General features: G+C 59.4%; 16 protein-coding genes and 1 tRNA gene. 11 read left to right on the top strand and 6 right to left on the bottom strand.

The window, feature by feature from the left end:
- Nucleotides 1–24 precede the first annotated feature (24 nt).
- From HPQ64_RS08535 to HPQ64_RS08520, 4 genes are all read left to right on the top strand, one after another.
- The gene (locus HPQ64_RS08535; protein ID WP_172887924.1) at nucleotides 25–987 is read left to right on the top strand and encodes a sugar ABC transporter substrate-binding protein; all 963 of its coding nucleotides are present in this window, start codon (nucleotides 25–27) and stop codon (nucleotides 985–987) included.
- 329 nt (nucleotides 988–1,316) lie between these two features.
- Nucleotides 1,317–2,291, top strand: a complete 975-nt coding sequence (locus tag HPQ64_RS08530; RefSeq protein ID WP_172887923.1) for an ABC transporter permease — start codon at nucleotides 1,317–1,319, stop codon at nucleotides 2,289–2,291.
- A gap of 11 nt (nucleotides 2,292–2,302) precedes the next feature.
- Nucleotides 2,303–3,304, top strand: coding sequence for an ABC transporter permease (locus HPQ64_RS08525; protein WP_172887922.1), 1,002 nt, complete (start codon nucleotides 2,303–2,305; stop codon nucleotides 3,302–3,304).
- Nucleotides 3,301–4,812: a sugar ABC transporter ATP-binding protein gene (locus tag HPQ64_RS08520; protein ID WP_172887921.1), complete on the top strand. Its 1,512-nt coding sequence runs from the start codon at nucleotides 3,301–3,303 to the stop codon at nucleotides 4,810–4,812. The genes HPQ64_RS08525 and HPQ64_RS08520 overlap by 4 nt, the downstream gene beginning before the upstream one ends.
- Nucleotides 4,813–5,109: 297 nt before the next feature.
- Here HPQ64_RS08520 and HPQ64_RS08515 read toward each other — a convergent pair.
- A tRNA-Ile gene (locus HPQ64_RS08515) sits at nucleotides 5,110–5,186 on the bottom strand.
- Nucleotides 5,187–5,353: 167 nt separating this feature from the next.
- On the opposite strand from HPQ64_RS08515, the gene HPQ64_RS08510 reads away from it, so the two are divergent.
- The 6 genes from HPQ64_RS08510 to HPQ64_RS08485 all read left to right on the top strand — a co-directional run bounded on the left by HPQ64_RS08510 (nucleotide 5,354) and on the right by HPQ64_RS08485 (nucleotide 11,415).
- Nucleotides 5,354–6,454: an AI-2E family transporter gene (locus HPQ64_RS08510; RefSeq protein ID WP_172887920.1), complete on the top strand. Its 1,101-nt coding sequence runs from the start codon at nucleotides 5,354–5,356 to the stop codon at nucleotides 6,452–6,454.
- A gap of 70 nt (nucleotides 6,455–6,524) precedes the next feature.
- Nucleotides 6,525–7,265 carry an SIMPL domain-containing protein gene (locus HPQ64_RS08505; protein ID WP_172887919.1) on the top strand — a complete coding sequence of 247 codons (741 nt, stop codon included), beginning with the start codon at nucleotides 6,525–6,527 and terminating at the stop codon, nucleotides 7,263–7,265.
- Between the two features lie 117 nt (nucleotides 7,266–7,382).
- Nucleotides 7,383–9,179 (top strand): SLC13 family permease, encoded by a 1,797-nt coding sequence (locus tag HPQ64_RS08500; RefSeq protein WP_172887918.1) that lies wholly within the window; start codon nucleotides 7,383–7,385, stop codon nucleotides 9,177–9,179.
- Nucleotides 9,180–9,395: 216 nt separating this feature from the next.
- Nucleotides 9,396–9,929 carry an adenosylmethionine decarboxylase gene (speD, locus tag HPQ64_RS08495; RefSeq protein ID WP_172887917.1) on the top strand — a complete coding sequence of 178 codons (534 nt, stop codon included), beginning with the start codon at nucleotides 9,396–9,398 and terminating at the stop codon, nucleotides 9,927–9,929.
- Complete coding sequence (gene speE / locus HPQ64_RS08490) at nucleotides 9,926–10,798, top strand: polyamine aminopropyltransferase (RefSeq protein WP_172887916.1); 873 nt, start codon at nucleotides 9,926–9,928, stop codon at nucleotides 10,796–10,798. Before speD ends, speE begins: the two co-directional genes overlap by 4 nt.
- Before the next feature lie 95 nt (nucleotides 10,799–10,893).
- Complete coding sequence (locus HPQ64_RS08485) at nucleotides 10,894–11,415, top strand: cytochrome b (protein WP_172887915.1); 522 nt, start codon at nucleotides 10,894–10,896, stop codon at nucleotides 11,413–11,415.
- Between the two features lie 19 nt (nucleotides 11,416–11,434).
- Here HPQ64_RS08485 and HPQ64_RS08480 read toward each other — a convergent pair whose 3' ends face one another.
- Both HPQ64_RS08480 and HPQ64_RS08475 read right to left on the bottom strand, forming a co-directional pair.
- Nucleotides 11,435–12,532, bottom strand: a complete 1,098-nt coding sequence (locus HPQ64_RS08480) for an NAD(P)/FAD-dependent oxidoreductase (RefSeq protein WP_172887914.1) — start codon at nucleotides 12,530–12,532, stop codon at nucleotides 11,435–11,437.
- An 83-nt stretch (nucleotides 12,533–12,615) separates the two neighbouring features.
- Nucleotides 12,616–13,281, bottom strand: a complete 666-nt coding sequence (locus HPQ64_RS08475; protein ID WP_172887913.1) for a helix-turn-helix transcriptional regulator — start codon at nucleotides 13,279–13,281, stop codon at nucleotides 12,616–12,618.
- Between the two features lie 109 nt (nucleotides 13,282–13,390).
- Between HPQ64_RS08475 and HPQ64_RS08470 the strand changes: the two genes are divergently transcribed.
- Nucleotides 13,391–14,848: an MFS transporter gene (locus tag HPQ64_RS08470; protein ID WP_172887912.1), complete on the top strand. Its 1,458-nt coding sequence runs from the start codon at nucleotides 13,391–13,393 to the stop codon at nucleotides 14,846–14,848.
- Between the two features lie 9 nt (nucleotides 14,849–14,857).
- On the opposite strand, the gene HPQ64_RS20380 is transcribed toward HPQ64_RS08470, so the two are convergent.
- The 3 genes from HPQ64_RS20380 to dnaG form a co-directional block, all read right to left on the bottom strand.
- On the bottom strand, nucleotides 14,858–15,148 hold the full coding sequence (locus HPQ64_RS20380; RefSeq protein ID WP_172887911.1) for a GYD domain-containing protein: 291 nt from the start codon (nucleotides 15,146–15,148) through the stop codon (nucleotides 14,858–14,860).
- 185 nt (nucleotides 15,149–15,333) lie between these two features.
- Nucleotides 15,334–17,328 carry an RNA polymerase sigma factor RpoD gene (rpoD, locus tag HPQ64_RS08460; protein ID WP_172887910.1) on the bottom strand — a complete coding sequence of 665 codons (1,995 nt, stop codon included), beginning with the start codon at nucleotides 17,326–17,328 and terminating at the stop codon, nucleotides 15,334–15,336.
- A 625-nt stretch (nucleotides 17,329–17,953) separates the two neighbouring features.
- The gene (dnaG, locus tag HPQ64_RS08455; RefSeq protein ID WP_210260134.1) at nucleotides 17,954–19,864 is read right to left on the bottom strand and encodes a DNA primase; all 1,911 of its coding nucleotides are present in this window, start codon (nucleotides 19,862–19,864) and stop codon (nucleotides 17,954–17,956) included.
- Nucleotides 19,865–19,886 lie beyond the last annotated feature (22 nt).

The following is a 19,886-nucleotide window of genomic DNA, read 5'->3' as shown; positions in this document are numbered from 1 at the left end:
CGGTCTTCACGGGAGGAAATCAGAATGACGTATAAGTTCCGCTCATTGCTTGCGGCAACGACAGCCGTCGCCGGCCTTGCTCTTGCAGGCGCCGCTTCAGCCGAGACGATGAAAATCGGCATCACGCAGAACAATGTCGGCGTGGACAGCTATCAGACCACATACGAAAAGGCCTTCATCGACGCAGCAAGCGCCAACCCCAATGTCGAGACCGTGGTACTGGATGCCGGCGGCGACGTGGCGCGGCAGATCGCCCAGATGGAAGATCTGATCCAGCAGGAAGTTGACGCCATCATCATCTGGCCGACCAACGGCGAGGCGGTGATCCCGGCCGTCCGCAAGGCTTACAAGGCCGGAATTCCGGTGATCGTCACCAATTCGAACATCGCCGAGCAGGGTTTTGAGTTCGTCAAATCCTTCTCCGGTCCCGACAACATCACCCAGGGATCGCGCGCTGCCGAGATCATGTGCGACAAGTTCAAGGATATGGGCATCGAGAACGAAGCCGAGATCGTCCAGATCTCCGGCCAGCCGGGCTACACCACCGCCATCGAACGGGCGAAGGGCTTCGAGGACCGTCTGCCGGAAGTGTGCCCGAATGTCACGCTGGTGGAAACGCAGCCGGGCGACTGGAACCGGGAGAAATCCCAAAAGGTCATGGAAGCCTTCCTGGTCAAGTACGATGGTATCGACGGCGTCTATGCCGGCGACGACAACATGGGTGTCGGGGCCCTGAACGCCGCCAAGGCGGCCGGGCGCGAAGGCATCATCTTCGTCGGAGCGACCAACTTTGCCGTCGGCTATGAAGCGATGGAGCGCGGCGAATACTGGGGTTCCATCTACCAGTCGCCGGTCGATGACGCCGAAGCCGCCCTTCAGACCGCCATCGACGTGCTGTCCGGCAAGGACGTGCCGTTCCTGAACTACTTCGACACGCCGAAGATTACCCAGGACAACATGGCCGAATTTGAAAAGCCTGTCTTCTAAGACAGACCCGACCCGGGCGCGGGCTCTCGCCCGCGCCCCCGTTCCTTCAAGAATTTCGACAAGCGACCGGCCGGAAACCATGGGCCGCACAGCCCGGTGTTCCTGAAAAACGACCGGCACCCGGGACCCGGCCATGGAAACAATTTCCGCCGGAACCGCCAGGATAACGGCCTTTCTTGCTCCGCGTGAGGGTAACTGCATGACAGGGCGGATTTTCACGACCGATGACCGCGGGACGCCCGTATAAAAATCGACAGGTTAGGGAGGGTCTGTTGTCCGACATTTCAACCAAGGCAGAAAGCCGTTCCGACGGTTCGAAGGAGAGATCGATGCGGCCTTCCAACCTGTCGGGCGTGGGTACATTCCTCGCAAAACAGGGCATTCTTGTCGCCTTCGCCCTGTTCATGATCGGATTCACGATCGCAAACGAGCGGTTTCTGGACCCGGACAACATCATGGGCGTGATCCGCTCCTCGGCGATCCTAGGGGTGATGGCGCTCGGCGTGACCTTCGTCGTGATCAGCGGAAATCTCGATCTGTCGGTCGGTTCCATGATGTCCTTCGCGACCATCGTCGTCCTCGACCTTCACGACAAGATCGGGCCGACGCTTGCCATCCCGTCGATGTATGCCATGGTGCTTTGCCTTGGGGCCTTAATCGGCTTCCTGGTCGGCTATCTGAAACTCAATTCCCTGATCGTCACACTGGGAATGCTATCGGCAATCCACGGCCTGACGCTGACCTATTCAGGCGGCAAGAACATGGACATCGCCGACAAGGAAGGCACCTGGTTCAGCGTCTTCGGCCAGTCCGATGCGCTCGGCATTCCGGTGCCGATCCTGATCTTCGCCCTGTTAGCATCGGTTCTCGGGTTAGCGCTTGCCAAGACGCCCTTCGGACGCAAGGTATATGCTGTTGGCGGCAACGGCACCGCGGCAACCTTTTCCGGTATTCGCAGGGCCAGGGTGGTTTTCACCTGCTACCTGGCGTCGGCTTTTTGCGTCGGCACCGCCGGGCTCCTTCAGGCCAGCCGATCCCTCGGCAGCCAGAACACGGTGGGCCAGGGCCTCGAACTGGAGGTTCTGGCAGCCGTCATCCTCGGCGGCGCATCCCTGCTGGGCGGGTCCGGCACCATCTTCAAGACCGTCATCGGCGTCCTGATCCTCGGGTTTATCCAGAACGGGCTTCTCCTGGTCGGTCTGCAGTTCTACGCCCAGTATGTCGTGACCTGGATCATCATCATTCTTGCAGTCTGGCTCGACATCGCAGCCAAGCGCGGCAAGCTCTGGTCACCGATCGCGTAAGGGAGACAGCTATGGAACCGGGCACTCTCAGCACCTTCTTAAAGCGCGGCGCGATCTGGGGATTCATTGTCCTGGAACTGATCTTCTTCTCGGTCGCCGGTGAATACCTGTCGCTCAGCGACAAGGCGTTCATGGATCTCGACAACATGCTGCTGCTGTTCAAACAGTCGGCGCCGATCGGCATCATCGCCATCGGCATGACCATCGTCATGATCAACGGCAACATCGACCTCAGCGTCGGCGCGACCTTCGCGCTGAGCGCCGTCGTCCTGCTCGACAGCATGACCTGGCCGATCTTCGCGGGCCTCGGCGACGGGGTCATCCCGATTGCCTGGGGGCTGGCACTCATGACCGGCATGCTGCTTGGCGCGCTCAACGGCCTGATCGTTTGGAAAACCGGCGTCGACGCCTTCATCGTCACCCTTGGCGCGATGCTCGGTTATCGCGGTCTTGTCTTCATGTACAACGGCGAACAGCCGACATCGCATCTGAACTGGACGCTGGTCGACTTCGCCGAGGCGCAATTCCTCGGCCTTCACACCGCCACCTGGTTCCTGATCGCCGTTACAGCAGCGGTCTGGTTCGTGATGAACCGCACCGTTCACGGCCGCAACGCTTATGCGATCGGCGACAACCGGACGGCCGCCATCAACGCCGGCATCCGGGTCGGCCCGCACATGATGATCAATTTCATGATCATCGGCTTCCTGGCTTCGCTGTCCGCCGTCGTCTTCTATTCGGAATCCGGCTCCGTCAACCCGAATGACGGCGAGCTTTATGAACTGTGGGTTATCACCGCCGTTGTTCTGGGCGGCACCAAGCTGACCGGCGGCGCGGGATCGGTGCTGTCCACCCTGGGCGGCGTTCTGGCGATTCAGCTGTTGCGCAAGGGCCTCGGCCATATCGGTGCGGATACGGAGACGGTCAATCTCGTGATCGGGCTGATCCTGATCGCGGTCCTGTTCCTCGACCGTCAGTTGAACCTCAAAGGCCGGGAGGAGTTGAGAATATGAGCAACCAGACCCCCGCCCTCCGCCTGGAAGGAATCGTCAAGACCTTCCCCGGCGTGCGCGCGCTCGACAAGGTTTCCTTTTCGGTCATGCCCGGCGAGGTCCATGCCCTGATGGGTGAAAACGGCGCCGGCAAATCCACCCTGATGAAGGTGCTCGGCGGCATCTATCAGCCCGAGGAAGGCCGGATCATCGTCGGCGAGCAGCCTGTCGTGATGACTTCACCGCTGCAAGCCAAGGCAAAGGGCATCGTCTTCATTCATCAGGAGCTGAGCCTTGCCGAGGAACTCACCGTTGCGGAGAACATCTATCTCGGGGAATTGCCGAAAAAGAGCTTCGGCCGGGTCGACTGGCAGCAGCTCTATGCCCAGACCGACGAGATCCTGGGCCGACTCAAGGTCGGCTTCGACGCCAAGACCAAGGTGGGCGATCTTTCAATCGCCAATCAGCAGATGGTCGAGATCGCCCGTGCGCTCACCGTCGAGGCCAAGGCCGTCATCTTCGACGAACCGACGGCCTCGCTGACGGATGCAGAGAAAGTCGTCCTGTTCGACGTCATCGAGGACCTGAAAGCGCATGGCGTCGGCATCATCTACATTTCCCACCGCATGGAAGAAATCTTCAAGATCACCGACCGGATCAGCGTTCTCAGGGACGGACACTACCGAGGCACGCTAACCACTGCCGAGACCGATGAAGATGAAATCACCCAGCTGATGATCGGGCGCAAGCTGGACCTTTCCCGCAATGCCAGCCACCACGAAATCGGCGACATCGCGCTGGAGGTGCGCAATCTCTCCTGCGGCAAACTCTTCCGAAATATCAGTTTCGACGTGCGCCGGGGCGAGGTCGTCGGCTTCTACGGACTTGTGGGCGCCGGGCGCACCGAGATCGCCGAAACGCTTTTCGGATTGCGAGAGCCGTCAGGCGGCGAGATCCTCCTGGACGGCCAGCCAACGGTGATCCATTCCCCGGCCGATGCCATAGCCAAGGGCATCTCGCTGGTGCCGGAGGACCGCAAGGGCCAGGGCCTGATCCTTGGCATGAACTGCCGGGACAACATGACGCTGCCGCAGGTTAGCGACCTGAAGGCCGGGCCGTTCGTGGCGGAAGGCGCCGAGATTGCCATTTTCGACCAGTATCGCGACCGGCTCGACATCCGCACGCCCGGCTGGAAGCAACTGGTCGGCAACCTGTCCGGCGGCAACCAGCAGAAGATTGTCATCGGCAAGTGGCTGTCCATGCACCCGAATGTCCTTATCGTCGACGAGCCGACCCGCGGCATCGACGTGGGCAGCAAGTCGGAGATCCACAATCTGATCCGCGAACTCGCGAGCCAGGGTTACGCGGTGATCGTGATCAGCTCCGAAATGCCGGAAGTGCTGCATGTCAGCGACCGGATCGTTGCCATGTTCAGCGGCAAGATCATCCGCACCTTCACCTCCGAGGAGGTCACGGAAGACAATCTCATCCAGGCGATATCCGGCATCACATCCGACAAGGCCGCCTAGAGCGCTTGTCCTGAAAGCGGTATCGCTTTCGTGATAAGAATTCGCTCCAGAATCAATATCTTGAGCATATCCTTGTCGCGAAATCCGAGCCGGATTTCGCGGGATATGCTCAAGATCGCGGTGAGGATTCAACGATTTGCAGCGCCGCCGATCCGGCCACGGCCGGCCACGAGGTTCTGCAAGAACCGGCCGATCGCCTGAGCCCTTGCATCAATGATACATGGGTGATTGTCCGCCCGGGTGTACGCTCCGGCGGCGGCTCTGAAAATAATCAATAAAATCAGTTCGATGGATGAATGGTGGGCCCGGAGGGACTCGAACCCCCAACCAATCCGTTATGAGCGGACGGCTCTAACCAGTTGAGCTACAGGCCCTATACTGCGCTTCGTACACCAGCCGGACGACAGGTGGCAAGCTCATGCTTGAGCATGCTCTGCGCTTTTCCAGAAAAAGACGCCAACGACAGGGTTTTTGCCCGTATCGGTGGCTATCGAGCGTGTGCGAGGTTACGAAAGGGAACAAGAGACAATTGGATTCGGACATGCCGCGTTCGCTTGCCACCGTTTCGCTATCGCTTCTGACGGTAACCCTGATCGGCTGGCTGCTTCATGTCGGCCGCTCGCTGCTGCTTCCCTTCGTGATCGCGCTCGTCGCCTGGTATCTGATCAACGCGCTGGCCCAGGGTTACAAACGGCTGCCGCTCGGACCATTCAGACTCCCCGGCTGGGTAGCGCTTCCCGCCGCTCTTCTCACGATCTTCGGCGTTTCGATCTTCGTGTTCGATCTGGTTGCGGCGAACCTGACCGAACTCGCAAGGGATGCGCCGGTCTACCAGACAAGGCTGGAAACCGTCTTCAACGAATTGATGGACGAGTTGAACCTCAAGGACCAATTCGAGCTGCAGGATCTTCTGCCGAACGGCATCGTCAGCAAGCTCATATCCGCCGGCGCCACCATCATCACGACAGTGGCGGGTTCGGCATCGCTGGTCTTCATCTATGTTCTCTTCCTGCTGATGGAGCAATGGACCTTCGACCGCAAGCTCCTGCGGCTCTTCACGTCCCCGGAAAGGGCCGAAGTCACCTTCGCCATCCGCGACGCGGTTGGCAAATCCGTGCGTCACTACGTCAACATAAAGACCGCCGTCAGCATCATGACCGGCCTTCTGACAAGCGCGCTCCTGACTCTTATAGGCCTGCCCTATGCCGCGCTTTTCGGTTTTATCGCCTTTCTCCTGAACTACATCCCGACAATCGGCTCGCTCATCAGCGTGATTTTCCCGAGCATGCTGGCGCTCGTTTATTTTGACGATCTGACGCAGTTCTTTGTTATCGCGATCGGCCTTGGCGCGATCCAGTTCTCGATCGGCAATATCCTGGAGCCGCGGCTGATGGGAACGAGCCTCAACCTTTCCGGCCTTGTCATCATGCTTTCGCTCGCCTTCTGGGGCACGCTCTGGGGTGTGACGGGCATGGTGCTTTGCGTGCCGCTGACCGTACTCGGACTTATTGTGTGCGCGCAGTTTCCTGCAACCCGGCCGATCGCGATCCTTTTGTCGGCAGATGGCGAAGTCGGCGAACCGCTGGCATTGCACGAACATGCCGATGCCGCCTCATCCACCAAGAGACACCCCGAAGAATAAACGCCACCGATCCGCCGCAATCGCTCGCGACTGTTTCCTCTCAACACATTGAAAACAAAAGGTCCGATTGATGAGAACGCACCCGATCCTGTTGCATGTCATTCGCACTCTGGGGCTTGCCATCGCCGCAGCAGCCATGCTCGCGACACCGCTTTCAGCCCAGGAAAAGGAGCAGCCGGCGACGATCAGCATTTCCGGCGAGGGCAGTGTTTCGGCGCCTCCGGACATGGCGATGGTGACGAGCGGCGTCGTCACCGACGGCAAGACGGCGACGGAAGCGCTTGCCGGCAATTCCGAGGCGATGAACGGCGTCGTCGATACGATAAGGGCAACCGGCATCGAGGCGCGCGATATCCAGACTTCGGGCTTTTCCGTCTCGCCGCGATACGAGCGCATCAAGAGGACGAACGGAAACGAGACGCTTGAAATCGTCGGTTACCGGGTGACGAACGGGGTGAGCGTGCGCGTCCGCGACCTCGAGAGACTGGGCGGTCTGCTCGATGCGATGGTCAAGGACGGCGCAAACCAGGTGAACGGTATCTCCTTCATCGTCAGCGACGGCGACAAGCGCCGCGACGAAGCGCGAAAGGAAGCGATGGCGGATGCTATCCGCAAGGCGAAGCTCTATGCACAAGCCGCCGGGGTGAAGCTTGGTCGGGTGCTTTCCATCAACGAGAATTCGTACCCCATCCGCCCGAAAGGCTTCGCGCTGGCAAGGGCGGAAGCTGTATCCGACGCCGCGCCGCCCGTGGAGGCGGGCGAAAGCGAGCTGAGCGTGCAGGTCAATGTAACCTGGGAACTCGATCAATAGTCCGCACAGCACACCAGGAGATCATCACGTTGCGGGATGAAACCGGTTCATCCCGCCGCCCCTTCAAGCTATAGAATTCGGACGACAGGCAACTTCCGGGCTGGGTATCGCCTTTTCATGCTGCAATTCATCGCCGAAAATCAGGCTTATGTGTCGCTCGCGGTTCTGCTGCTGATTTTCGCAGGCTTCGCCAGCGAGCGATTCCCGCCCGAGGTGATCGCGATCGGCGGGGCGGCAATCATGCTCGCACTTGGACTTCTGGACGTAGGCGAAGCGCTCAACGTCTTTTCCAATGCGGCTCCCATCACCATTGCCGCGATGTTCATTCTGTCCGGCGCGCTGGTGCGCACAGGCACGCTGGAAGCCGTGAGCGGCCTTTTGACGAACCAGCTTGGCGGGCGAAAGGCGCTCGCCATGATCGCGTTGCTGTTCGGGACGCTCGTCTTTTCCGGCTTCGTCAACAACACGCCGATGGTGATCGTGCTCATTCCCGTCGTCATCAAGCTTGCGGGCGAAATGGGCGATCTGCCGTCGCACCATCTGATTCCGCTTTCCTTCGCCGGCATCCTCGGCGGCACCTGCACGCTTATCGGCACGTCGACAAACCTTCTCGTCGATGGCGTGGCGCAGTCGCAAGGGATGGAACATTTCGGCATCTTCGAAATCGCACCGGTCGGCATCGTCGTCGCGGTCGTCGGCATGATCTATCTGCTCGCCATCGGGCGCAGGCTACTTCCGGACCGCCCCGGCATAGGAGGTTTCGAAGCTTCGGACGATGCAGTGGTATTTTCGTCGGAAATCATGATCCCCGCGGATTCCGACTACATCGGCAAAGAAATGGGTTCTACAGCCGCACTCGCGCCCGCCACGGTCACCGTACACGGCATGATCGGGAAGAACGGCGGGCTCGCCCCTGCACACGGCAAGTACGAACTGAAAGCGGGAGACCGCATATCGATCAGCGCGCCAGCCGCGGAGATCCTGACGCTCTACCATGATAAAAACGTCATCATCGGTGAACCGAGGCTTATGCTCGCGCCGCCGAGAGACGAAGAAGAGCCGCAAATCGTCGAGGCGCTGGTGGGGCCGGAACGAGCGGTCAACGAGCGCACGATACGCCAGCTCGGCCTGCCGATGCGGTTCGGTACAGCGGTGCTCGCCGTTCACCGCCACAGGGTGCTTCCCGCCGGCATACCGATTGAAAACATCCGGCTGAGGTCGGGCGACACGATCATTCTTTCCGGCCCGACGGAAGGTTTGCAGCGGCTTGCCGCAACCGGCGGCTTCGTTGGCCTGAGCGCCCCGACAGAACGGCCCTACCGCCGGCGAAAGGCGCCAATCGCCATAGCGACACTCGCCGCCGTCGTCATTCTGGCGGCCTTGAACATCATGCCGATCGCCGGCCTTGCCATGATCGGCGTCGCCTTCATCCTGCTCACGCGCTGCATCGATTCAGACGAGGCTTTCCAGGCAATCGACGGGCGCGTCCTGATTCTGATCTTCGCAATGCTCGCTGTCGGACGCGGCCTTGAGGACGCGGGCGCCGTAAACCTCATCGTCGACAGCGTGCTGCCTGCGCTGCAAAACGCGCATCCCCTCATCATCCTCGCCGTCGTATACCTGCTTGCCTCGCTTTTGACGGAACTGGTAACGAACAACGCCGTCGCGGTCGTTTTCACGCCAATCGCTATCGGGCTTGCGCAGCAGCTCGGCCTTGATGCGCGCTCCTTCGTCATGGCGATCATGTTCGGCGCCAGCGCCAGTTTCGCAACCCCCATCGGCTACCAGACGAACACGCTCGTCTACGGGGCGGGCAACTACCGTTTCCTGGATTTCGTGAAGATCGGCCTGCCGCTCAACATCATTGCCGGCGCGACGGCAGTATTGATGATCTGGGTTTTATTCGGCGTCTGAGTATCCATTCCGGCTCAAATTTATCATTGAGTCGGCGCTTCATGAGCGCTATACGCGCGGTTCGCACACACATGCTTCGACAATGTTCGCAATGGCTGATCCCGGCATGTGGGGTCTTCGCGGATTATCCGGAGCGTTTCGTTCCGGCCTGATGTGTCACACGGGCCGGAGACCGCCTGAGAGTTCAGGTTTCATCTGCTGGTTGGGGAGACCGCCATGTCTGACGACGGCCTCTTCCAATTGGGGATGGACTTGGCGGCTCGCGACGCCGAAATCGACGAGTACGGTTTCAGCGAGCCAAGAAGCACCACCCAGACGGAAGAAAACGACAACACCGCAATCTCGGCACTTTTCGCCGACGATCGGCTGGATCATTTCATCGAGAAAAAAGGGGTGAAGTGCGCGGGCGCGCATCTCATCATAGACCTCTACGACGCCCGGAAACTCGACGATCTTCCCTTTATCGAGGAGACGTTGAAGGAATGCGTCGAGGAGGCAGGCGCCACGCTTCTGCACATCCATCTACATCCGTTCCAGCCGGTGGGCGTGAGCGGGGTCGCCGTGCTTGCCGAAAGCCACATTTCCGTCCACACGTGGCCGGAAGCCGGCTATGCGGCCTTCGATGTGTTCATGTGCGGCGATGCAAAGCCTGAGAAATGCGTGGAAGTGCTGAAGCGAGCCTTCGTACCACTGCGCACGGAAGTGCACGAGATCCTGCGCGGCGAGAAAGTGGCCCGGGAATTCGCATGAAGAACGGATTGCACTTCAACGAAACGCTCTATCCCGGCGTTCAGGTGAGTTACGAATGCCAGGACATTCTTTATCAGGAGCGGACGGAGCATCAGGAACTGGTGCTTTTCGAAAATCCCGTCTTCGGCAGGGTGCTGATGCTAGACAACATCACCCAGGTCACGACGGGTGACGAGTTCATCTACCACGAGATGATGGCGCATGTGCCGATCTTCGCGCATGGGGCTGTGGAAGAGGTTCTGATCGTCGGCGGCGGCGACTGCGGCATGGCCGAGGAAGCACTGAAGCATGGAAGCATCCAGCGCCTGACGCAGGTCGAGATCGATGCTTCCGTCGTCGAGTTCTCCCGCGAGCACTTTTCCGAATTCAACGCTCCCGTTTTCGAAGACGCCCGCTTCGACCTCGTGATCGCCGACGGCGCGCGTTTCGTGCAGGAAACCGACCGGCGTTTCGACGTGGTAATGATCGATTCCACCGACCCCGATGGGCCGGGCGCGGTTCTTTTCACCGAGGAATTCTATCGCGGCGTTCACCGCTGCCTGAAGCCGGGCGGCGTTCTGGTCACGCAAAACGGCGTTCCCTTTCTGCAAAGGGCCGAGCTTGTTTCCTCGATCCGTCATTTCTCGAAAATCTACAAGGATGCGGGCGCCTATATCGCCGCGATCCCGACCTATTTCGGAGGGCACATGGCGCTCGGGTTTGCAAGCGACGATGTGAATCTTCGCAAGGTGCCGCTCGAGACACTCAAAGGCCGGTTCGAAAATGCCGGCTTCGAGACCCGCTACTACACACCGGAGGTGCACAAGGCTGCTTTCGCGCTGCCGAGGTTCATCCTCGATGCGGTGGAGGAGGGAAGGAAGGCCGACTGAACGATACAGCCGGATACACTTTGCGACAGTTCCGGCAAATCCCTGCGACAAAGCCTCTCTAGCATTATGCCGCCCGAAAACATCCAGGCGACATAATGCCGGACAAGAGGTTTACCATGTCGACGTCTTCCCAATCGAGCTACAACCTCACGCAAATCACGCTCCATTGGCTCATAGCGGCACTTGTCGTCTTCCAGATCGTTTTCGCCGAGGCGATCGAAGAAGCTGCCGAGGCCGCCGAGGAAGGCTACCGGATCAGCGCTGGCGAGGCCTTACTTGCCGATGCGCATATCTGGGTCGGTTTCGCGGTGCTTGGCCTGACAATGCTGCGGGTCGCCATCCGCCTTGTGCGCGGTGCGCCGGCAGGAGCGGCAGGCGAACCCGCCTTTGCCCTTCTCGCCATGAAAGCGACCCACCTTGCATTCTACGTGCTTTTGTTCGCGGCACCCGTCACGGGGATAATCGCCTATTACGTTTTTCCGGAAGCGGGCGAGCTTCATGAGATCGCCAAACCGGCCTTCATAGCCCTGATCGCCATACATGTACTGGCGACGCTATGGCATCACCTCATACGGCGCGACGACACCCTGAGACGAATGATACGCCCCGCGCAATAACGTGTATTCGGAGTGGCGCTCAGTCGCGCGCTTCAAGCCAGATGCGCATGGCCTCCGCATCGCCGGAGAGCACACCTTCGGCGATCCGGCGACCAACCTCGGCCCCGAACTTGTAGCCATGACCGGAACAGGCGGAAACGACCGTCAATCTGCCTTCACTCTTCGCGAAGTAATGCTCATCCGCGGTGAAGGTGTAGGCGCAGGTAACGACATCGTTGACGCCATATTCGGAAATGCGCGCGAACGGCGGGCCGAAATAATCGCGGATCTGCTCGCCCTCGCCCTCCAGGGCGACGCGGTTTTCATCCGGGGCGCTTTTATACTTGTGAATGCCCGCCCCGACCTTGAGCCCCGTTCCGGCAACGGGCGGAAGCACATAACCATCCACCGTGCCGCCGACATCGAGGATCACCGGAGCGCTTTCCCAAGCCTCCTTCAAATCCACGGGCGGTTCAAGATAGGCAACCGCCGTGCGATAAGTAGTCAGATTTTCGGCCAGTTCCGGCACAAGCCCGAGGACCCATGCGCCGGCAGTGACGACGATATGGTCCGCAGAAAGCGCCTCGCCATTTTCAAGCGTCACCGAACCGGCGGCGGCATCGACGGCGATGACCTTCGTGTTTTCGCGAATGTCGACGCCATTCACCAGCAGCCAACGCTTCATCGAAGCCGCGATCTTCTGGCAAAGCAGGACACCGCCTTCCGGGCTGACGGCGGCAAAGCGGATCGTGGCGGCATCAAGGAAGGGAAAGCGGCGCGCGGCCTCTTCCGGCTCCAATTCCTCGACCGGATAACCGCCCGCGACAAGCCCGTCGCGATATTCCTCCGCCTCATCGCCTTCCGTCTGGGAGACAACGAGGAAGCCGGTGTCGACAAGATGCTTCTCGCCAATGTCGGCCCAAAGTTCGTCCCACGCCTGATAGGCCTCGTCGATCCGCCGCTGATAACCGCTTTGGCCGCCGTAGGCACGGCGGATGATGCGATGCTGGTCTCCCGAAGCACTCATCGGGTTGGGCACGGGACCTTGCTCCAGCAGCGTGACTTCGGCACCACGCTTTGCAAGCGACCAGGCCGTTGAAAGCCCCGCAATTCCGGCACCGACGACGATCACCCGCATGAGAGCTTCCTTTCACGATTCGCAGGATTTGCGCCGACCGTAGCCGAGCGAAACAAAGCTGCAAGCGATGAATGATCGAAACGTCATTCCACTCGGGCGGGGGCAGCGAGCTCGTTCACCCGCGAAATCCGATAGGCGCAGCGCCTTGCGCCCGAAACGATGTGCTCCTCGCGCTCCACCGTTACATCGGGCCCGAGAAGCATGCGGAACAACGCCAGTTCCGAACGGCAGAACCCCTGACACTTACGCGCCGCCGAACAGATCGGGCAGTGGTTTTCGATCAATCGGAAGCCGCCATCGGGGAGCGCCTCCACCTCGGCCATATAGCCTTCCTGCGTGCGGCGTGCGGCAAGCCTTTCGAGTTGCGACTTCAGCCCGCCGGCACCGTCAAGCGCCTGCGCATAGGCCTCGCGCATGCGCGCCTCACGCTCCGAAATGAGCCTGTCCAGCCCCTCCTCGCCGAAGACGGAGCGCACGGCATCGAGCATCTCCAGGGTCAGGCCCTCGTGATTGTCCGGAAACCGGTTATGGCCCTTTTCGGAAAGCGACCAGTAGCGCTTCGGGCGGCCGACGCTTTCGCGGCGGTCTTCGTAACGAACGAAGGCTTCGGCCAACAGCCGGTCCAGATGCTGGCGCACGGCAACCGGCGTTACCGAAAGCCTTTCGGCAAGGCTTGCGGCAGTGAGCGGCCCGCGCGCCTTCAAGGTTTGCAGGATCAGATCGCTCGTGCGGTCCGTCTCGATCGCCATGGTTCGCGGCCCCCGGCATTTCGTCCCTTCCTTGCATATTTAAAAAGTGTTGCCTTGTCAAAATCATCCTAATATAGAAAGAAAATACTTTCTTTATGAGGCTGACCCAATGTCCATCTCAACCACAAGAGATTCCACGCTCCGACAGCGATACGCGAACATCCTTTTCCACCTCACCGGCCAGGCACGATGGCTTGCCAGCCTGACGTTGATCCTCGGCGTTGGTTCCCATGCGGTGAACGGCTTCGTAACGGCGGCCGCCCTTCCCGACATCATTCGCGAACTCGGCGGTCAGGAGCGCGCATTCTGGGTTTTCACGCTGTTTCAGGTGGCGGCGATCGTGGCTGGAACGATGACAGGCACGCTGAAGGCACGACTCGGCGCGAAGCCGCTTTTCATATTCGCAACGCTTCTGCTGCTCGCGGGTTCGCTGGTGGCCGGCCTGGCGCATTCGATCCCCGGCCTTTTGGGTGGCAGGTTTCTGCAGGGTTTCGGCGAAGGCATGATCATGGCGCTCTGTTACACCGTGATCCCCGATCTTTTCGAGGAGCGGGTGGTACCCGCTGTCTATTCGCTGCTTTCCGCCGTCTGGGCGCTTGCCGCAGGCATCGGCCCGCTTGCGGCGGGCGTGCTGGTCGAGACATGGTCCTGGCGGGCGGCCTTTCTTGCCAACGTCCCGCTGACGGGACTTCTTCTTGCCCTTGCGATCACGGTGATCCCGGTAACCATTCGCGATGAAGCCGAGATTTCAGACAAGGCCAAGGCAGCTGCGATTCCCCGCATCTTGATGATTGCCATCGCGGTCTTACTCATCAGCTTCATAGGCGAAATGAGCGATACGAAGGCCATTACGATGGTGCTGGCGGCGGGATTAAGCCTCATCGCCTTCACGCTTTATCTCGACCGGCGCTCCGCCCTTCCCTTCGCGCCGAGGAACGCCTTTCGCCTCGCCGGCGTTCTCGGGTTTTGCGTGTGGATCCGACTCATCATGTCCTCGTCTAACGCGATCCGCGGCGTCTATTACACCGGCATCGGCCAGTCGCTCTGGGGCCTCAGCGTGACGCAGGCAAGCTATGCCTCGACACTCACTGCCTTTTCCTGGACGATCGCGGCGTGGCTCGTCGCGGGCGTGAGTAACCCGGATACGCAGCGCCGGCTCATCCGCCTCGGCACCATTTCATCCGCGACCGGGCTTGCCGTTGTCGCCCTGGCACTTTCCCGACAATCGTTTCCTGTTTTCACGCTTGGATCGATCGCTTGTGGCGCCGGCTTCGGGATGAGCAACCTCTTCCTCAACAAATCGATCATCTATGCCGCCGAGGGGGCCGAACGCGACCGTGCGTCGGGCATCATCCCGACGCTCACCTCCGCTGGCGTCGCAATCGGCGCCGCTATCACAAGCCTCTTCGCGCTTCAATTCGGCCTGAGCGAACCTGGGACCGGCGAACTCGTGACGCGCGAAGCCGCGATGGCCTCAGGGCCACCGGTGTTCCTCATCATGGCAGGCTTCGCGGCACTTGCCATACCGCTGGCGCTCGCCCTGCCGAGGCTGCGCGGGCCGGAGTAACGCGGATTATCAAAGCGAGTTGATGATCTCGCGATAGGCGGATTCAGGAAATGCCTTTACCGTCCGCGTGCGGATATTCCCGGTCTGGCCGAGCATCAGCACCATACGCGCGATCACCGCGTCGTCGGGTGCTTCGCAAATCGCCATCATGTCGAACTCACCCATGGTGAGATAGAACTCGCGAAAATTCCCGCCCATGTCGGACAGCAGCTTTTTGGCCGCATCCAGCCGCTGGGGAGAATCCTTGACGTTCTTGATGCCCTGATCGGTCCAGCTGACGAAAACGATGTATATGGTCACGACACACCTCCCGTGGCGCTGATACGCGCACCAATGATGTGCCGGCCAGCGCCGTCTTCGCCCCCAATCGCCCCGAAAACTATGCGCCTCGGAGCAATTACCGGCAATGCGGGAAAGACAGTGCCACCCAATGAAAAAGCCCGGCCGAAACGACCGGGCTTTCGATAATTTCCGCCTTGGCGGCTTCAGCTGTCAAGGAAGCTGCGCAGCTTGCGGCTGCGCGAGGGGTGCTTCAGCTTGCGAAGGGCCTTCGCCTCGATCTGGCGGATACGCTCACGCGTGACCGAGAACTGCTGGCCGACCTCTTCCAGCGTGTGGTCGGTGTTCATGCCGATACCGAAGCGCATGCGCAGCACGCGCTCCTCACGCGGGGTGAGCGAGGCGAGCACGCGCGTCGTCGTCTCACGCAGGTTCGACTGAATGGCCGCATCGATCGGCAGGACCGCGTTCTTGTCCTCGATGAAATCGCCGAGATGCGAATCCTCCTCGTCGCCGATCGGCGTTTCGAGGGAGATGGGCTCCTTCGCGATCTTCAGAACCTTGCGCACCTTCTCAAGCGGCATCTGCAGCTTTTCGGCCAGTTCCTCCGGGGTCGGCTCGCGGCCGATCTCGTGCAGCATCTGGCGCGAGGTGCGAACGATCTTGTTAATCGTCTCGATCATATGCACCGGAATGCGGATCGTGCGCGCCTGATCGGCGATCGAGCGCGTGATCGCCTGCCGGATCCACCATGTGGCGTAGGTGGAGAACTTGTAACCACGGCGGTATTCGAACTTGTCGACCGCCTTCATCAGGCCGATGTTGCCTTCCTGGATGAGATCGAGGAACTGCAAGCCTCGGTTGGTGTATTTCTTGGCGATGGAGATAACGAGACGAAGGTTCGCCTCCACCATCTCCTTCTTGGCGATGCGCGCTTCGCGTTCACCCTTCTGCACCATAGAGACGATGCGCCGGAATTCCGTCGTTTCAAGGCCGGTTTCGGATGCAAGGGTCTGGATTTCCTGGCGCAGGTCGCGGATCTGATCCTTTTCGCCGGCCACGAAGCCTTTCCACCCGCGCGTCGAAAGATTGGCGACTTTGCGGATCCAGTTCGGGTCAAGCTCGTTGCCCTGATACTGCTTGAGGAAATCGAGCCGGTCGACGCCATGACGCTCGGCCAGGCGCACGAGCCGCCCCTCGTAGCCCATCAGCTTCTTGTTGATGTCGTAAAGCTGCTCAACGAGCGCATCAATACGATGCTGGTTGAGCGACAGGCTCTTCACATCGACGATGATGTCTTCCTTGAGCTTCTTGTAGCGGCGTTCCTGAGAGGGCGACAACGTCTTGTTGGCGAGCTTGTTCTCGACAAGCTGATCCTGCAGGCGGCGCAGCTTCTTGTATTCATCGGCGATACGGTCGAAAGTTTCGAGAACCTGCGGCTTCAGTTCCGCTTCCATCGCCGAAAGCGAGACATTGGCCTCGAATTCGTCGTCATCGTCATCGCCGTCCTCGCCATCCTCGGATGAACCTTCCGGCTCATCGTCGCCTTGCGTTTTCGCCGAGGCTTCTTCCTCTTCTTCCTCGTCGTCGTTCGCCGCCGGCCCCGCCTTGGCGTCCGGCCCGGCGTAGGTCGCCTCAAGGTCGATGATATCGCGAAGCAGGATCTTGCCGTCGTTCAGCTCGTCGCGCCAGATGATGATCGCCTGGAAGGTGAGCGGGCTTTCGCAAAGGCCGGCGATCATCGCCTCGCGGCCGGCCTCGATGCGCTTGGCGATCGCGATTTCGCCCTCGCGCGACAGAAGCTCCACCGACCCCATCTCACGCAGATACATGCGCACGGGATCGTCCGTGCGGTCCGTCGGCTCGCGTGTCGTGGTTGTCTTGGCGACAGCGCCGCTGCTGGCGGCAACGAGGTCTCCGCCCTCGCTTTCTTCCTCGGAAGCGGCTTCCTCCGCCTCCTCGGCCTCCACCACGTTGATGCCCATGTCGGAAAGCATCGCCATGGTGTCCTCGATCTGCTCGGAGGTCACCTCTTCGGAGGGGAGAACCTCGTTCAGCTCGTCATAAGTCACATACCCGCGCTTCTTGGCGAGCTTTATCATCCGCTTGACCGCGGCATCCGAAAGGTCCAGCAGCGGACCGTCGGAATTTTCAGATGGTGTTTCCTGGGATTCTTCCGCCTGGGTTGCCTTGGCTACCATGTTTGTCTCCGGCTCCACCGATTCGCGATCGGCGTCATGTACCCGCTTGGCGCACGAAGCCCGCCGCTTCGCATTCGATCGGACGATTTCCCCGGCAGCGCGAACAATCCGCCGCCGCTGAAACGCAAGGAAAATCCCGATCGCGCCCGCTTAACCTTTCGGTCTGTTTATATGCGGTCCGTTAAGTCCCGCTTAACTCTGTCGAAATTCGTCCGCACCCTCGCGACCGCGGCGACGCTTTCTCCCGCTGCGCGCTCATCGCGAACAAGAACACGCGAAAAGCAGCGCGGTCTTCCGCACTGGCAAGCTTCCCGGATTGTCGGCAGCCAATCTCGTTTTTCGCCCGTGGATGGCCCATAGGTCCAATGATGCCCAGCGTTTGGCGCTCTTTGCTGCCTGACGACTATTTAACGCGGCCACCGAGAATCGCAAGAGTGATTCGCGAAAGGTCAACGTTGTTTTCGCAGCTATCCCCCTTCGCGATCGCACTCCGTTTGCCGCGCGGGCCCGAGAAGGTCGATCAGGACGCAACACTGTGGCCCTCACCCGGCCTTCGCAAGCACGACCGCCTGGCCGCTTTCGCGCAGTCGGCGGCCTCGCTCGGCGAGTTCATGATTGCCAGAGATCACGCAACCAACTCCTTATAGTCTGTGTGCTCCCTGTGGATGAACTTCGAGAAAGACTTAGCCCATTCAGCAATTGTCGCATCGTCACGATGGTACTCTTCACGCAAGCGATTTAACTCCATAATCAGAGCTTGAAACCGCTCCCACTGAGCCTCGTCTATTTCTTCATCGCTAATATCGCCCGTATCAAGGTCAAGTTCTCGCTCTATTTCGCGAATCTCTAACCTTGACACAAAATGAAGATAGCAATGTTCGACAAAATCATCAGTTGGATTACATTCTAATATCTTCATTCTCTGCTTCAGCCGATAACCATATTCATAAATCTCCATATCATTTACAATCAGTTTTCTACGCCCATAAACTTCATCGAGAACCTCATGAAACTGGGGTGCCAATTCTTCGTAAAAATCAATTACCGAGAGATCGTTAAATTTCATAACTACTTTATATATTTCATCTCTAAATATATTATACTTTTTTTCTGAAAATGTAATTCGACTCACTCTCTCCATATGCTGAAGATAAATCTCAGTATATTCAACCGACATTCCAAGAACAAGGCGCTCATATGGAACCAAATTTCCTTCTGGCGCCTCGACACCTAGCACACGATTATTTCTTCTCCTTTTGCCTACATTTGACTCCCAGAATAAATGGGATAATTTTAGGCGAAACATTATCCTATATTTATGCTTTACAGAGTCATCTTTTATGGCATTTATATGCTTGTAAATGGAGGCCTCAAGCGCCGCTTTTCTTTCTGGAGTCTCGATATTTACATTCGCGGTTTCGCGTTCCCAAAAGAAATTGCTAAAGTTCAGCGCACCCGACAATATCGACAGGAATTCCTTGGCTCCGCCGGAACGAACTACATCGTCAGGATCTTGGCCATTGGGAATAAAAACAAAGTTGAATGAATAGCCACCTTTGAGGTTTGGCAAAATCCGATCGACCGCACGCTCGGCCGCACTTTTGCCCGCAGCATCCCCATCAAAGCAAATTATTGGCTCAGGGGCCATGCGCCACATCTTACGAATTTGTTCTTCAGTAAATGCTGTTCCAAGTGTAGCTACTACGTAGCCTATTCCAGCTTGCCACAAAGATATCGCGTCGAGATAACCTTCCACAGCAATAAGCTGGCCACTTTGAAAGGCAACTTCCCGCGCTCTATGCGCGTTGAAGACCAGCGCGCCCTTGTGGAAGAGCGGCGTTTCCGGCGAATTCAGGTATTTCGGCTGCCCGTCCGGATCAAGCGTGCGCCCGCCGAAGGCCACGACGCGGCCGCGGTCGTCCTGGATCGGGATGATGAGGCGATTGCGGAAGCGGTCGTAGCTTGCGCGCCCGTCATCCGGCTTGATGACCAGGCCGGCCTCGATCATATCCGCCTCGTCCACCCCCTTGGAAATAAGATGGCGCTTCAGGGCATCACGGCCATTGGGCGCAAATCCGAAGCGGAATTCCTTCAGCGTCTCCGCCTTCAACCCGCGCCGGGCGCAATAATCCCGTGCCGCGGTACCGCTGGATGTCGCGAACTCGGCCTGGAAGAACCTCGCCGCCATCTCGCAGATTTCAGCAAGGCTCGCGCGGCGCTGCTCGCGCTTTTCCGCCTGCGGGTCGGGCTTGGGCAAGGCGACGCCCGTCTGGTCGGCAAGACGCTCCACCGCTTCGGGAAAGCTCAGGCCCTCCGTATCGGTGAGGAAACGGAAATGGTCACCCGACGCCCCGCAACCGAAACATTTGTAGCGTCCGCGCCTGTCGTCGACGTGGAAGCTCGGTGTCTTTTCCTGATGAAACGGGCAACAGGCCCAGAAGTCGCCACGTGCTGCTTGCGTCTTGCGCCTGTCCCAACTCACACGGCGCGCAACCACATCCGATAGCGGCATACGGTCGCGAATTTCATCCAGCAATGAAGGCGAGAATCGCATCACT

The sequence above is a fragment of the Hongsoonwoonella zoysiae genome, from assembly GCF_013266695.1.
GTDB classification, from domain to species: Bacteria; Pseudomonadota; Alphaproteobacteria; order Rhizobiales; family Stappiaceae; genus Hongsoonwoonella; species Hongsoonwoonella zoysiae.
Note: the sequence above shows the minus strand (reverse complement) of the source record. Positions and strands in the feature narration are given on the sequence as shown.